The organism is Dyadobacter sp. BHUBP1, from assembly GCF_050587785.1.
GTDB lineage: Bacteria > Bacteroidota > Bacteroidia > Cytophagales > Spirosomataceae > Dyadobacter.
This window is the reverse complement of record NZ_JBOBIH010000002.1, coordinates 333,067-348,438: the sequence shown is the minus strand read 5'-3', so window position 1 is coordinate 348,438 and position 15,372 is coordinate 333,067. Positions and strand designations below refer to the sequence as shown.

Annotated in this window: 14 protein-coding genes; 9 read left to right on the top strand and 5 right to left on the bottom strand. The window is 51.0% G+C overall.

Annotated features, from left to right (window positions below):
• Window positions 1-12: 12 nt before the first annotated feature.
• The 5 genes from ACQ4MZ_RS08190 (at window position 13) to ACQ4MZ_RS08170 (ending at window position 7,307) form a co-directional block, all read left to right on the top strand.
• The gene (locus tag ACQ4MZ_RS08190; protein ID WP_430844203.1) at window positions 13-3,774 is read left to right on the top strand and encodes a hydantoinase B/oxoprolinase family protein; all 3,762 of its coding nucleotides are present in this window, start codon (window positions 13-15) and stop codon (window positions 3,772-3,774) included.
• A gap of 75 nt (window positions 3,775-3,849) precedes the next feature.
• Window positions 3,850-5,007 carry an NRAMP family divalent metal transporter gene (locus ACQ4MZ_RS08185; RefSeq protein WP_430844202.1) on the top strand — a complete coding sequence of 386 codons (1,158 nt, stop codon included), beginning with the start codon at window positions 3,850-3,852 and terminating at the stop codon, window positions 5,005-5,007.
• Between the two features lie 9 nt (window positions 5,008-5,016).
• Window positions 5,017-6,585 carry a glycoside hydrolase gene (locus ACQ4MZ_RS08180; RefSeq protein WP_430844200.1) on the top strand — a complete coding sequence of 523 codons (1,569 nt, stop codon included), beginning with the start codon at window positions 5,017-5,019 and terminating at the stop codon, window positions 6,583-6,585.
• A gap of 115 nt (window positions 6,586-6,700) precedes the next feature.
• On the top strand, window positions 6,701-7,141 hold the full coding sequence (locus tag ACQ4MZ_RS08175; protein WP_430844199.1) for a DUF6934 family protein: 441 nt from the start codon (window positions 6,701-6,703) through the stop codon (window positions 7,139-7,141).
• 13 nt (window positions 7,142-7,154) lie between these two features.
• Window positions 7,155-7,307: a hypothetical protein gene (locus ACQ4MZ_RS08170; RefSeq protein ID WP_430844197.1), complete on the top strand. Its 153-nt coding sequence runs from the start codon at window positions 7,155-7,157 to the stop codon at window positions 7,305-7,307.
• On the opposite strand, the gene ACQ4MZ_RS08165 is transcribed toward ACQ4MZ_RS08170, so the two are convergent.
• Entirely contained in the window at window positions 7,308-7,589 is a 282-nt protein-coding gene (locus ACQ4MZ_RS08165) for a hypothetical protein (protein WP_430844195.1), read from the bottom strand.
• Between the two features lie 394 nt (window positions 7,590-7,983).
• On the opposite strand from ACQ4MZ_RS08165, the gene ACQ4MZ_RS08160 reads away from it, so the two are divergent.
• Window positions 7,984-8,229: a hypothetical protein gene (locus tag ACQ4MZ_RS08160; RefSeq protein WP_430844194.1), complete on the top strand. Its 246-nt coding sequence runs from the start codon at window positions 7,984-7,986 to the stop codon at window positions 8,227-8,229.
• A complete protein-coding gene (locus ACQ4MZ_RS08155; protein WP_430844192.1) occupies window positions 8,226-8,624 on the top strand; it encodes a type II toxin-antitoxin system VapC family toxin in 399 nt (132 codons plus the stop codon). Before ACQ4MZ_RS08160 ends, ACQ4MZ_RS08155 begins: the two co-directional genes overlap by 4 nt.
• Before the next feature lie 104 nt (window positions 8,625-8,728).
• Here ACQ4MZ_RS08155 and ACQ4MZ_RS08150 read toward each other — a convergent pair whose 3' ends face one another.
• Entirely contained in the window at window positions 8,729-10,129 is a 1,401-nt protein-coding gene (locus ACQ4MZ_RS08150) for a S8 family peptidase (protein WP_430844190.1), read from the bottom strand.
• A gap of 161 nt (window positions 10,130-10,290) precedes the next feature.
• On the opposite strand from ACQ4MZ_RS08150, the gene ACQ4MZ_RS08145 reads away from it, so the two are divergent.
• Window positions 10,291-10,617, top strand: coding sequence for an ArsR/SmtB family transcription factor (locus tag ACQ4MZ_RS08145; RefSeq protein ID WP_430844188.1), 327 nt, complete (start codon window positions 10,291-10,293; stop codon window positions 10,615-10,617).
• A complete protein-coding gene (locus ACQ4MZ_RS08140) occupies window positions 10,607-11,101 on the top strand; it encodes an SRPBCC family protein (RefSeq protein ID WP_430844187.1) in 495 nt (164 codons plus the stop codon). Before ACQ4MZ_RS08145 ends, ACQ4MZ_RS08140 begins: the two co-directional genes overlap by 11 nt.
• Before the next feature lie 139 nt (window positions 11,102-11,240).
• Here ACQ4MZ_RS08140 and ACQ4MZ_RS08135 read toward each other — a convergent pair whose 3' ends face one another.
• The 3 genes from ACQ4MZ_RS08135 to ACQ4MZ_RS08125 all read right to left on the bottom strand — a co-directional run bounded on the left by ACQ4MZ_RS08135 (window position 11,241) and on the right by ACQ4MZ_RS08125 (window position 15,281).
• Complete coding sequence (locus ACQ4MZ_RS08135) at window positions 11,241-12,665, bottom strand: APC family permease (RefSeq protein ID WP_430844185.1); 1,425 nt, start codon at window positions 12,663-12,665, stop codon at window positions 11,241-11,243.
• A 163-nt stretch (window positions 12,666-12,828) separates the two neighbouring features.
• Complete coding sequence (locus tag ACQ4MZ_RS08130; protein ID WP_430844184.1) at window positions 12,829-14,088, bottom strand: NAD(P)/FAD-dependent oxidoreductase; 1,260 nt, start codon at window positions 14,086-14,088, stop codon at window positions 12,829-12,831.
• Between the two features lie 191 nt (window positions 14,089-14,279).
• Window positions 14,280-15,281, bottom strand: coding sequence for a 4-hydroxyproline epimerase (locus tag ACQ4MZ_RS08125; RefSeq protein WP_430844182.1), 1,002 nt, complete (start codon window positions 15,279-15,281; stop codon window positions 14,280-14,282).
• Window positions 15,282-15,372 lie beyond the last annotated feature (91 nt).

Genomic DNA, 15,372 nt, shown 5'->3' with positions numbered 1-15,372 from the left:
TAAACCGTTCTTTTGAAAACCACATCCGAATCCACCTGGCGAATCTGGATCGACACCGGCGGGACTTTTACCGACTGTCTGGCCATTGATCCGGCCGGGAATAAAACGCGCATCAAAGTTCTCAGTTCCAGTTGCCTCCGCGGCCGCATTACCGAAAAACTCAGCCAGAAAATCTACCGTTTCGAAGCTTCGTGGCCATACGACGGCGGTCTTTTCAAAAATTATACATTTAAACTGCAGGGTACTGATACGCCCAGCCGCATTGAAAACATCGACCGGCAGCAGCATACCATCAAATTGGCCGACAATCTTCCGTTCGGGCGACCTGTTGATTTTGAAATAACCACTGGTGAAGAAGCGCCCATTCTCGCAGCACGCCTGCTCACACAAACACCGCTCGATCAACCACTTCCACGCATTGCCATGCGATTGGGCACTACCAAAGGTACCAATGCATTGCTCGAACGGAAAGGAGCAAAAACACTTCTGGTTGTTACGAAGGGGTTTAAAGATCTGCTCTATATCGGTAACCAGCAGCGGCCATCACTTTTCCAACTCAATATTCCCGAGCCGAAATTACTTTACAGCGAAGTATTGGAAGTCGATGAGCGGCTGGACGCCCACGGAGTTGTCATTGAAGCCCTGGATTTAACTGATTTCAAATCAAAAGAAGCACCTACTGATTACAAGTCAGTTGCTCTTTCGCTTTTACATTCTTACCAAAACCCGGCACATGAATCACGGCTAGCCGAGTGGTTCCGGGAAAATGGTGCAAAATACATATCCGCATCATCCGATCTGTTTCCGTTTTCGCATTATTTACGCCGGACGCAAACAGCGGTAGTAAATTCTTACCTCGACCCCGTCCTCGACCAATACCTGGCCAATATCCGTGCCGCGTTAACCGACGGCAGCCTGCAAGTCATGACCAGCACGGGCAGTCTTTCCGAAGTAAGCGGTTTCCGTGCTAAGGATAGTCTCCTGAGCGGCCCGGCCGGAGGCATGGTCGCAGCCGCCAATTTTGCCCAAAAACTGGGTTTTCCCAAGGCTATCACCTTCGACATGGGCGGTACCAGCACCGATACGGCGCTGATCGACGGCCAGCCGGAATTGAAATACATTACCGAAATCGACGGCATTGAATTTCATAATCCTACCCTGGCCATTGAAACCGTGGCGGCGGGCGGCGGTTCCGTTTGCTGGTTTGATGGTTTTTCGCTGCAAGTCGGTCCGGAAAGCGCCGGCGCATCACCCGGCCCGGCCTGTTATGGCGCGGGCGGTCCATTGACTGTAACAGACATCAATCTGCTGCTCGGCAAGCTGGAAACTTCCAAATTCAGCATTCCTATTAATGCCGAAGCCGCTATTGCGAGGCTGGAACAACTTCGCACGGGCATTCAATCCCAGACCGGCAACCTGCTCAGTCACCGGGAAATCCTCACTGGTCTGGAAAGTATCGCCAACGAAAAAATGGCTGACGCGATCCGTAAGATTTCCGTGGAAAAAGGCATTAATCCGAATGCATTCGCCCTCGTCACTTTCGGCGGTGCCGGAGGCTTGCACGCATGCCAGCTGGCCGAATTGCTGAATATGAACACAGTGTTGCTGCCCTACGACGGCGGCCTTTTCAGCGCGGCGGGCATTGGTGAGGCGCTTATCAGCACGATTGTTTCCAAACAGATCCTCGCTCCCTGGACCGAGGCTGCACAAAGCATTGCCGAGTGGCAGGAAGCACTGGAAAAGCGGGCCGCAAGTATTTTACAAAATCAGGGTATTGCAGCCTTTGAAACAGTATTCTGCCATGCTTACCTCCGTTTTGCGGGCCAGGAGAACACGGTTGAAGTCCCCTATTCCGGCGATACCACGCTGGCTGTTTTTGAGGAAACCTATCGCGCGCAATTCGGTTATTACCCTGCCAATGCGGTGGTGGAGTTGGAGAGTATTAAGCTAAAAGTGCAGGAGCGTGGCCCCGGCATTAATCCATTGCAGCTCATTAAAAATGGCCCGAAAGCACAGCTTTCGAACAATAGTGAGCCGTTTTTGACTGACCTAAAACTACCTGAAACAGCCGTTTACGAATGGGACAGTCTCCAACCCGGCGACCAGCTGGAAGGGCCCTCCATTCTGCTCAACAATACTTCCACCACTTATTTGCCCAAAGGCTGGAAATTGGTGATCCAGCACGGCCAGGACGCCATAGCCTGGCGAACGGAAGTGGGTGCCACGCACGGCGGTCAGCAAAGCGAGGAAGTAGCATTACAGCTTTTCACCAACCGCTTCAAAGCCATTGCCGACGAAATGGGCGTCCAGTTGCAGCGGACTGCGTTTTCTGTGAACGTCAAGGAGCGCCTCGATTTCTCCTGCGCATTACTCGACGCCGACGGCGAACTCCTCGTGAACGCGCAGCACATTCCCGTGCACCTGGGTAGCATGGGCATATGCGGGCGCCTCGTGCGCGAGGCCATCGCCATTGGTCCGGGCGATGTGGTGATTACCAACCATCCGCAGTATGGCGGATCGCATTTGCCGGATATTACGCTGCTCGCCGGGGTATTTACAGAGGACGAAACTTGCATAGGCTACGTGATCAACCGCGCGCATCATGCCGAAGTCGGTGGTAAAACTCCGGGTTCGATGCCTCCGGACGCTACTTGTCTGGCCGAGGAGGGCGTAGTGATCGTGCCGCAGTATCTGGTAAGGGCGGGCGAGCTTCAATGGGAGGCATTGCGAGAGCTGTTTGCAAGCGGGCCGTACCCTACCCGGTCGTTCCTTTCCAATGAAGCCGATATTATTGCTGCATTGTCGGCACTGAAAAAGGGCAGCGCGCAATTGCTGAAACTGGTGGAAAACCATGGCCTGGAAACAGTGCGAAAATATATGGGAATGCTGAAACAAACGGCCGTTTCGCAGCTTCGAAATGCATTGCAGCCGTTGCAGGGGCAGGTCTTTGAAGCTTCCGAGCTTTTGGACGATAATTATCGGATAGCCGTAAAAATCAGCATAACCGATGATAAGCAAATTTTCGATTTTACCGGCACATCGGGCGTTCATCCGAACAATCTGAATGCCAATATTTCCATTCTGTACAGTGCCATTCTGTATGTTTTAAGACTTTTGGTGGACAAGGAAATTCCTTTGAATGACGGCTTAATGCAAGATGTAGAGATCAAACTGCCGGACAACAGTTTCCTGCACCCTCAGTTCTCCGACGATCCGTGGCAATGCCCGGCTGTCGTTGGCGGGAATACTGAAGTAAGCCAGCGACTGGTGGACACTTTGCTGAAAGCATTTGGCCTGGCGGCTTGCAGCCAGGGAACGATGAACAACTTCCTTTTTGGCAACGAACAGTTTGGCTATTACGAAACCATCGGTGGCGGCGTAGGCGCGGGTAACGGGTTCCATGGTCGTTCGGCGGTGCATCAGCACATGACCAACACGCGCATTACCGATCCTGAGCAGCTGGAACGGAAATACCCGGTGCGGTTGCTGGAATTCGGCGTCCGTCGCGGTTCCGGTGGTGCGGGACGCTGGCGCGGCGGGGATGGCATCCTGCGGAAACTGGAATTCCTGGCGCCGTTGCAGGTTACTTTGCTGGCTCAGCACCGGCGGTATGCGCCTTATGGATTGGCCGGAGGCGGCGATGGCGCTTGCGGCCGGCATATGCTCGTTTCAAATGGTCCGATTAATGAATTACCCGGAATTTGTAGCCTGAAAGTGAACGCGGGGGATGTTTTGACTATTGAAACTCCTGGGGGCGGAGGTTATGGTGTTTAACTTTAATATGCCACGAAGGCACGAATTAAACACGAAGACATTCGTGCTTCTTCGTGTAATCCGTGGCAAAACAAAATGTCAAAAAACAAAAACGCCCTGCTAGGCGCGGCATTCCTGATGGCCACCTCGGCAGTAGGCCCCGGCTTCCTGACTCAAACGACGGTCTTCACCGAAAAGCTGGCGACCAGCTTCGGCTTTATCATCCTGCTGTCAATACTGATCGACCTTGCCGTCCAGTTTAATATCTGGCAGATCATTACCGTCTCCGGCAAACGCGCTCAGGACCTCGCCAACGATCTTTTACCAGGTCTTGGCTACCTTCTTGCATTCCTCATCGTCGCAGGAGGCCTGGCTTTCAACATTGGCAACGTAGCCGGTGCAGGGCTCGGCATTGAGGCCATGACGGGCGTCAACGTACGAACCGGCGCCATTGTCAGCGCAGCCATTGCCATTGGCATTTTCCTCTTCAAAGAAGCCGGCAAAGCGATGGACAGTTTTGCCAAAATCCTGGGCTTTGTTATGATCGCCCTCATTCTGTATGTCGCATTTACCTCGCATCCGCCATTGGGCAACGCCATCCAGCACACCTTTTTCCCTGAAAAATTCGACCCTGTCGCCACCCTCACGCTCGTGGGCGGCACCGTGGGCGGGTACATCTCCTTCGCAGGCGCGCACCGCCTGCTCGACTCAGGCTTACGCGGGGAAAGTGCATTAAAGGAGGTGAACCGCGGCGCATCTACCGGCATCCTCATCACCGCGTTGATCCGCTATTTGCTATTTCTGGCTACTCTCGGCATTATCCTCACCGGCGCAAGCATTAACCCGGACAATCCCGCCGCCTCGGTCTTTGAAAATGCCACGGGCGCATTCGGCAGACAACTTTTCGGACTTATGATCTGGGCAGCTGCCATTACTTCGGTGGTGGGTGCCGCTTACACTTCCATTTCGTTTCTTCGGTCTTTTCATCCTTTGATCGAACGGTACCAGTCGTACGTGACCATTGTCTTTATCCTCATTTCTACGATCATTTTCCTGCTCGTTGGCCGGCCGGTGAAAGTACTCGTGTTCGTGGGCACATTAAATGGCTTCGTACTTCCCATTGCCCTCGCCATTTTGCTCGTAGCCAGCGGGAAACAGCGATTAATGGGGAAATATAAACATCCGTTATTGCTTCAAGCGGCGGGCTGGATCGTCGTACTTGTCCTCCTTGCAATGGGTTTCAATGTATTTTAAATACTGATCATGAAAAAACTGCTGCTCACTACTCTTTTAATGCTTACCACGGTTCTTACCCATGCCCAAAAGCCGAAAGAACTGACCATCAAAATAGACATTAAAAACAAGGCCCAGCGAATCGACAACTTCGGTGCCGCCGGTGCCTGGTTCACCGAGGGTATCGCCAAACACTGGCCCGCTCAAAACCGCGAGCAAATGGCCGAATGGCTATTCAGCAGGGAATTCGACGCCAGTGGCAACCCCAAAGGCATCGGACTTTCGGCATGGCGCTTCAATATCGGCGGCGGCACTGCCGAGCAGGGCGACAGCAGCGGCATTACCGATTTCCGCAAGCGCGTGGAATGCTTTCTACGCCCCGACGGGACTTATGACTGGACGAAGCAGCCCGGTTATATTTGGTTTACCAAAAAAGCAAAAGCATACGGCGTCGAGAACCTGATCGCGTTTTCCAACACGCCACCCGTGCAGTTTACGAAGAATGGCCGGGGCTATAAAACAACGAAAGATTACATTTCAAATCTCAAACCGGAGCATTACGGCGACTATGCCCGCTTCCTGGCCACGGTTTTGAAGCATTTCGATGAGGAAGGTTTGCATTTCAACTACATCAGTCCGGTCAACGAGCCGCAATGGGACTGGTACCACGCCCCGGGTCAGGGCGCCAAGCAGGAAGGCAGCCCCTGGCGCAGCGACGAGATTGCCCAGGTAGTCAAAGCCCTCGACAGCGCATTGACTGCCACCAGCTCTACCTCCCAAATCCTGATCACCGAAGCCGCCCAACTCGATTTTCTCTACGGAAAAACAGGTAACGCTACCCAACAAACGCAAGCCTTCTTCGACCCAAAGAGCGAGCTGGCATTAACCAACCTGAAACACCTGCCGCGCTTGATCGGCGGCCACAGCTACTTCACCGACAAAGGAGATAGCACCCGCATCGCGATCCGTCGCCACGTAGCCGACACCACCGCCAAATACGGCGTCACCTTCTGGCAAACCGAATACTCCATGCTCGCCGACGGCTACCGAGAAGGCAAAACCGGCCGCATCCCCGCCATGGACTGCGCCCTGTTCCTTTCGAAAGTCATCCATGACGACCTTGTATACGGCAACGCCGCCGCCTGGCAGCTCTGGAATAGCTGGGAGCCGGGCAGCCCCGATTTCGACACCCGCTATTACCTCATCGCCCTCGCGCCCTCGTCACGCGAGTACGTGGACGGCACCATTACCGCCACCAAGAACTTATGGGCATTGGGCCATTACAGCCGCTTCGTCCGCCCTGGAATGCACCGGTTGAATATCCAACGCAGCGATAACCTCAGCAAAGAGCAAATTGCGCAGGATCTGATGGTTTCGGCTTATGCGAATGAGAAGCAAATCGTGCTGGTAGCAATTAATTACGGGAATGAAGAGCGGATTTTGCTGCCGGAGGTTGGTGGATTTAAGGTGAAAAATGCGGAGGTTTATTTGACTACCGGTGAGAAGGGGGTTGATATGCAACGGTCAGAAGTTGGCAACTTGAAGGATGGGGTGAAGATTCCGGGTCGGGGGATGGCGACGGTGGTGTTGAATCAATAGTATTTATTTGCCGGCTCGCGCTAATGTGCAACCAACCGCCGCCCTACTTTTAAGCGTGAAGGCGATTATCTAATTTGGGTACCATTCCCAATTCAAGAATATATACTTCATCTTCATGCTGGAAAAGTACTCTGACATATTCATTTCCCACGATTACAAGTATTACAAATTCACAAGTATCGGCACCAAGGGAAGCATCACCAAAGTAGTGCGATATTACGATCTCGATCTTAAAGATTACTACAATCTGGGATTCGGTGATCAGGATCCTATCACAGGCGATCTGGATGATTTGGCAACTTCGAACAACGGTGATAGCGAAAAGGTACTGGCGACCGTTGCAATGACTCTTTTTACATTCACGAGTCAATATCCAAAAGCGAAAGTTTATATTACCGGAAGCACCGAGGTCCGAACAAGATTATATCGTATTGCTATTTCCCGGCACCTGTGTTCAATTGAAATGGATTTCAAAGTCGAGGGACTACTGGATAGCGAATGGGAACTTTTTAAGAAAGATGTCCCTTACGAAGCATTCCTTGTCACTAAAATTTAATAAATTTATAACTATGAAAACCGCATCACAAAACAAGAAACTTCCGAAAGGCTTCAAGATTGACCCAAATCTTGCGGACAGGTATGCCAATGAACCTCTTTTTGTAAAAAAAGCAGAGAAGGCTAATGCAACATTGAGAGCCGTGGGTGTTCCCAAAGGCTGGTAATCAAATCATCTCCTCTCGCATCCCAAACTCCCGCATCTTCCTTAGCAACCGCATCAAAATCTCGCTATTATCAATCGCGTACAGCGCATGCTCGCGCGAGATGTTCCATTCGTGCGCAGGGCGGAGATAATGAAGGAGCATATCATTGAGAACGTGCTCCAATTCCACAAGATCCACATCGTCGTTCAGAAAATCTTTGAGCAACTTGAATGCCGCCTGGTCACGGCGCTGTTGATGAAAATCGGTGTGCATAGCTATCAGGTTGATGATAGAATGCAGCAATAAACGGTGCCGCACTTGCCGTTGTCCAACTCAAGAGTAGAGCAATGGAATGTAGTCCATTACGGTAGTTACGGCACCGTTCATTGATAGAAATACCATTCACAACCAGTTCATGGCTGTTAACGGAATGTTCGGCAGTAACTCTACTCTTGGATTGGACGAGGTAAACTTAAACCGCTTACCGTTAATTACAAAGTCGCAACCGTTCAATTGAAGGAGAAATGAATAAGTGGCCGGTTTCGCTTATCAAGCAAGTTGACTTGACGTTTACGCAAGGATTAACTTTGCATTCCATACTCAGAAAATGCCTGCGGTGCATGAAGGTCGGCCTCGCGTCGTTGAGGGGTATCCTCTTAGTGTACATGCGGGCATTTTTTTGTAAATTTAAAGGAAGATGAAACCAACAAAGAGAAATACTACACTTGTCGATGCATATGCATCACTTCTAGGCAACCTGAGCGCCGATGACAGGGCCGCATTGGTGTCCAGGCTTAGCAAAACCGGGGAAATCTCGACCAGAAAGAAAAAAGCTACCTTTCGAGAAGCATTTGGTGCCTTTATTTCTGAAAAATCTGCCGAAGAAATCATTGAAGACATCCGGAGCAGTCGAATTTCCAATCGCCAAAACGAACCACTTTGAAGGAATTCCTGATCGATACAGACATTGCCATCTATTTCATGAAAGGTAAGTTTGATCTTCGAAACCGTTTTGACAAGCTTAAACCCGAACAATGCTATATTTCAGAAATTACGCTGGCAGAATTGAAATTTGGCGTAGAAAAAAGCGAAAGACCTGAACACAATTTCAAGGCCTTACTCGCCTTTCTTGCGGGAGTACAGATATTACCCATTTTTGACTCCATTGACTTATTTGCCCGAGAAAAGGCAAGACTACAAAGGGCAGGTACCCCTCTCGACGATTTTGATCTTTTAATCGGGGTTACGGCCGTTAAATATCATCTAACGTTGCTAACCAATAATACTCGACACCTTCAGAGAATTGATGAGATTGTGCTGGAAAATTGGATAACCTAATACTTCCCCAACTCACAATTCAACTACTGAGGTCAGTAATATATTCGAAAAATAAAAGGGGAACAGCCCAACGCCATTCCCCTTTCATCAATCCGAAAATCAACCTACTTACTCAAAGCCGCATTCACATCCAACCTTCCGCCAGTAACCGTCTTTCCGGCCAGCGAAGCCGTAGGCACGGCGCTGGACAGGATGGCGTTGCGGATCTGTGCGACGGACGCGCCCGGGTGCGTGGATGCGTACAAGGCCACCGCGCCGGTTACGTGCGGGGTCGCCATGGAGGTACCGTTGTAAGATGAATATGTGTTGTAGGCTGTGGTAGAATTGATAGCAACGCCTGGCGCGCCGATATCAACGGTGGTAGCTCCGTATTGAGAGAAGCTGGCCAAGGCTCCGTTTTTATCGATAGCCGCAACGGCAATCACGTTGGGAAGATTGTAGTTGGATGGATAGCTCGCGGTAACGTCGTTGTTGGTTCCGGAGTTGCCGGCAGCAGCGATGAACATGATTCCCGCATTGTTAGCGCGCGAAATAGCATCGTACAATGCTTGCGAGTAGCCTCCGCCTCCCCAAGAGTTATTGCTTGCCACGATGTTGATACCGCGGTTTTTAAGATTGGTGAGGTAATCGACCGCCTTCACTGCATTAGCCGTTGTGCCGCCGCGGCGACCAAGGAACTTCGCCGAAATAAGCCTGATATTCCAGTTTACACCAACCACTCCCTGTCCATTCGCTTTGCCGCCGATGGTACCGGATACGTGGGTACCGTGGTCGTCGAGCGAGCCTTTGGTGCCTCCGTCGTAGATGGTGGCATCGTTATTGGCAAAATCCCAGCCGTTGGTATCATCTACAAGGCCGTTGCCGTCGTTGTCGACACCGTCAGTCGGATCGGCAGGGTTAACCCAAACCTGGCCTGCCAGATCAGGGTGGGTGAGCTGAATGCCCTCGTCGATCACGCCCACGTACACCGAAGCGGCTCCGGTGTTTCCCGCTGCCCAGGCTGCGGCTGCATTGCTACCGTAAGTACTCGCTGGGCTTGTGGATGGGCCATACATGCCCCAAAGCGATCCGTTTGTGAAATAAGTGTCGGTCGAAGTTGCGGTGTGGTAATACACATAATTGGGCTCGGCGAATTCCACTCCTTCGGCGCCATTGAGTTCCGCAATGGCTTCCAGGACGTTTTTATTAACCTTCACCAGCGCCAGCCCCTCTTTCTTCCCCGCCCGCTCCATGGCCTTTGTCAGGATTTTCTCTACGGGTTGCCCTTTTACTTTTTCGAAAGCCTTTTGTTTGGCAGCTGCCGACGCGCCTTCTTTAAACTGGATGAGCAACTCCCCTTCTACAAATTCATTTTCACCGCTTGTCCGCAACGAATTACCGGAATTTTCCGAAGGTGCAGACGGTTGATTTTCAATGGAAGTTTCCCGACAGCCTGTGACGGTAAAGGCGATGACCACAGCAGCAACCAATACCCTGTGCGTCAACAAATTGTACATACTTTTCATAGATCAAATTTTTAAGGTGCGATTATGATCCAATGTGCACAAAAATTAGCTTCCGGTAAATACTTCCATACAAACAGATCAAAATAATTTACAAAAAAATTTGCGCAACCCAAAAGTTGCATATATATTTGCAACCATCAAGTTGCATATTTCGATCGTATATGAAAGGAGATATTTTTCAAGCTATTGCGGATCCGACGAGAAGGGCCATTCTCGTGCTGATCGCGGCACAGTCTATGACGCCTAATGCGCTGGCAGAACATTTTGATACTTCCAGGCAGGCGGTTTCGAAGCATATTAAGGTACTCGCCGATTGCGATCTGCTTACGCAGAACAAGGTCGGGAGGGAGATCCATTATTATTTCAATCCGGTCAAAATGAAAGAGTTCGACCACTGGTTGACACAGTTCAAAAAACACTGGGAAGACCGTTTCAATCAATTAGATCAACTTTTAATCAACCTAAATTCCAATTCAGATGAAAACTAGCTTAGTAATGAATTTTTCGGTAGACAAGGAGAATAACCGTATCAATGTAGAACGGGAATTTGCCGCCCCGGTGGGGAAAGTTTGGGCCGCATGGACACAGCGCGAGTTGCTCGACCAATGGTGGGCGCCACGTCCGTGGAAAGCACGCACCAAGTCGATGGATTTTCGCGAAGGCGGTACCTGGCTTTACGCCATGGTAGGCCCTGAGGGCGAAGAGCATTGGGCAAAAGCGGATTACCTCACCATCGATGCGAAAAAAAGCTTCTCGGCAATCGACGCATTCTGTGATGAAAACGGGGAGATCAATAAAGATTTCGCGCGATCGACCTGGACGAATACTTTCACCGAAGCCGACGGCAGCACTACGGTTTCTGTCGTGATTCAATATGATAAATATGAGGACATCGAGCAGATCATGCAGATGGGCTTCAAGGAAGGTTTCACGATGGCACTTGGTAACCTTGACGAGCTGCTGGAACAGTAATCAATGCATTTCATCAACAAACTACCCAATGTCAGTCTGAGCGCAGTCGAAGACAGTCAGTACGGCGTTATTGCTTGTAAAGGCATTACACCTATCCCCTTCGACTTCGCTCAGGGTGACATTAACGTTTTTCAAATATTTAATCCTGCTCCACAGCTGCCACCTCTTTCCTGGCAACCATATAATAAACCGGGATCCCCAATAGCACAATGATCAGCCCCGGCCAGGTGTATTCCGGCTTATAGACGATCAGCAGCACGCAGAATGCCACCCCCATGATAATGTAAATAACAGGCAGGAATGGGTAGCCAAATGCCTTGTAAGGCCGCGGTGCGTCGGGGCGTTTTTTACGGAGGATGAATATCCCGATGATCGTAAGCATATAAAACACTACGACCACGAAGGAAATCATATCCAGCAGGTTACCATATTTCCCGCTGAGCGCCCACAAGGAGGCGATTACGCATTGCAACCAAAGGCCGATTTCCGGTACAGCGTTCTTGTTCAGTCGACCTACTTTCCGAAAAAACAGGCCGTCTTTCGCCATCGAGTAATACACGCGCGCACCCGACATGATCAGCCCGTTGTCGCAACCGAAAGTGGAAATCATGATCATTACCGCGATGACGATCGTGCCCGAATTGCCAAAAATGACGTGCGATGCAGTTACCGCCACACGGTCCTTGTCGGACGCTGCGATTTCCTGCAGGGAGAGCACGCCGGTATACATGACGTTGGTAAGTACGTAAATGACTGTTACAATAATCGTCCCCAATGCCAGGCTGAGGCCGATATTGCGTTGTGGGTTCTTGATTTCCCCGGCAATGAATGTCACGTTATTCCACGAGTCGCTGCTGAAAATGGAGCCTACCATAGATGCCGCAATGGCGCCGAATGCGGCGATGGTGGTATAGGACTCAATGCTGCCGTCTGGGGCAAGTTTGTGCAAATCCCACATACCTTCACCCCAGTTGGCGGCCCATACTTCGGGTTTCATGAAGATCAGCCCGAAAACAATGAGGCCGAGCAAGCTCAGGAGTTTGGTTAATGTAAATGTCGTCTGAATGATTTTCCCGCTGTTGACGCCACGTGTATTCGTAAACGTCAGTACCACGATGACGACAATGGACAGTAGCTGGGCCGGACTTATTTTGAGAAACCCTAGGTCCAATGCGACCAGATCCTCGCTGAATTGCGGGATGAGGTAAGCGGTAAATTTGGCGAATGCGACGGCCACGGCGGCGATAGTGGCGGTTTGGATAACTGTGAAAAAGCTCCAACCGTACAGGAAGCCGATCAGCGGATTGTAAGCTTCTTTGAGATAAATATACTGACCACCAGCCTTGGGAAACATCGCGCTAAGCTCGCCATAGCTTAATGCGGCTGTGAGCGTCATGAAACCGGTGATGAGCCACACGAACATCAGCCAACCCACACTGCCGGTATTGCGCATGATATCGGCGCTGACAATAAAAATGCCCGATCCGATCATACTGCCGGCAACGAGCATCGTGGCGTCAACAAGACCTAGTGAGGGCTTGAAAGAGGTGTTTTCTTGTGGCATAAGGGGTAATAGGTTATTAGGTCAGGTTTTAAACTGTGTAAACTACGAAGTATTTGGACTACTCACAATATCCCCGCCCCGCCACGGGCCAAAATGGCCCGAAATGCCGCCTTGCTTAGCCCTGGGCGACCCCGCCTGCGCGGCCCGACCTAGGCGGCCCCGCCTATTGATAACGTTCCGGATCGTACAGTGCGACATCTACGGAAGGCTTCATACGCTCCGCTAGTTCGGCCACGATTTTTCCGGTGCCGGGTCCGAGGCTGATACCCATCATACCGTGCCCACCGGCGACGATCAGATTGCTCAATTTTCTGGAATACCCCAGATAGGGCAATCCATCGGGTGAGCAAGGCCGGAAACCGTACCAGATGCGGTCCTTTTGCGGAACGGTTACATTGAGTTCAGGATAATATTGCGGGATGGAATTGACGATCCCCTCCACCCTGTTCATATTGATCTGATTGTTGAGCGGCGCGAGCTCCATAGTACCGCCGAAGCGCACCTGCCCATTCATAGGGGTTACTGCCACGCGGGCTTCGAGGAGCAACGCGGGGTGCACAATTGGATGTGCGGAGTTGGGCTCCATGAAAGAGTAACCTTTGCCGGGCATTACCGGAATGGATAACCCGGCTTGTTTGGCCAGTTGCGGCAGCCATGAGCCGCCGGTCATGACAACCAGATCACCTTCGTACGTTTTCGCAGCCGTTTTAACTCTTCTGATTTCCCCGTTTTGAATATCAAACCCGGTCACCTCCGTGTTTTTGACAATTTCAGCGCCGAGTGTGGTAATGCTTTTGATCAAACCATTTATCAATGCCGTTGGGTACAAATGTGCATCGCAGCGGTAATGCACGGCACCGGCTACGTCGAGTTTAATGCCCGGTTCCAATGCTTGTACCTGCTCGCGGTTGAGCATATCGATGTCCAGGCCCAGTTGCTGGCCTTGCTTACCTACATGTATTTCCTCTTCACCAGTTTTATCTGATTTATAGAGCATTAATATGCCCTTTTCTTCCAGTCCAAAATCCAGGTTCTCGTCCCTAACAAGGTCCTCATACAGTTTTTTACTCAACAAATGATAATCCCGCAAATGCGGTGCCGCACGCTCGACGTTAGCTTCGGTCGCAGCTTTCATGAATTTCAGACCCCACGAAATGAGCGAAAAATCGAGGGATGGTTTTACATAAAAGGGGCTGCGGCTGTTGAACATCCATTTGATACCCTTCGAAACCATGCCCGGAGCGGCGAGTGGGATGAAATGGCTCGGCACGATCATGCCCGCATTGCCGATGGAGCAGTTATCGAACAGATCGCCCTTGTCGAGCAACGTCACTTTCCATCCGCTTTTGAGCAAATAATAGGCCGAAGCCAGACCCGAAATTCCGCCACCGATGATGACGGAGCTGCCTTTTTGAACGTTCATTGGAAGCTATAAGCTGTAAGCCATAAGCCTTAGGTTAAAGGTTACAGCTGTTTTATTTTCGTTTATTTAATTATTAATAATCTGCTTTGAGCAATAAGCTTTAAGCCGTAAGCTGTAATTGACCTTTACCATCAACTTTTATCAGCCTTAGGGTCCACAGCTTAAGGCCTATAGCTTAAAGCTTACAGCCCTTACAAAACCTGAAACCCAAACGCATAAGGATCCTCCTCGTCGTCGATGAAGATGGTATTGTGGCCGGTGATAACGGCCCAGCCTTCGATGCCGGGGATCATGGCGGGTTTGTCGCCGATGGTCGTTTCTTCCTCCACCGTACCGATGAATTTGGAGCCGATAATGCTTTCGTGCACGAAACGGTCGCCTTTTTTGAGCTTGCCCTTCGCGTGCCACTGCGCCATACGTGCTGACGTGCCCGTGCCGCATGGAGAGCGGTCGATGGCCTTGTCGCCGTAGAATACCGCATTACGCGCCGTCGAAGTCGGGTCTAACGGAGCGCCGGTCCAGAGGAAGTGGCTCAGGCCTTTGATATGTTCGTTTTCGGGGTGAACGAATGTGTACTGCTCGTTCATCCGCTGGCGGCAAACGCGGCTCCAACTAATCAGCTGATCGGCCGTATGGTTTTCAATGCCTTTGAAATTCTCCTGGGGATCTACGATGGCGTAGAAGTTCCCCCCGTAGGAAACATCGACCGTCAACGTTCCCAAATCAGGGCACTCCACAGTCAGTTTCTCAGCCGCAAGGAATGACTTGATATTGATGAGTTTGACAGACTTCACCTTCCGGCCTTCCTGCATATATTCCACCAGTACCAGCCCTGCCGGCGTTTCAAGGCGCAGCTTACCAGGCACTTTCGGGGTTACCAGCCCTTCTTCGATAGCAATGGTAACAGTACCGATCGTTCCGTGGCCGCACATCGGTAGGCAGCCGCTGGTTTCGATGTAGAGCACACCAATATCATTCGCCGGATCAATGGGCGGGTAGAGAATGCTACCGCTCATCATGTCGTGCCCGCGGGGCTCGAACATCAGGCCCTTGCGGATCCAATCGAATTCCCTCAAAAAATGGAGCCTGCGCTCCATCATGCTGTTGCCCTCAAGGAGCGGCCCGCCACCTGCGACTACACGAACAGGATTGCCGCAGGTGTGGGCGTCGATACAGAAAAAAGTTTTACGCATAATATGGCTTCAGGCTTTAAGCTGTATGCTTTAGGCCGGGTATAGTTGGGGCTTTAGGCTATAAGCTTTAAGCCATAGGCTTTATTCATTT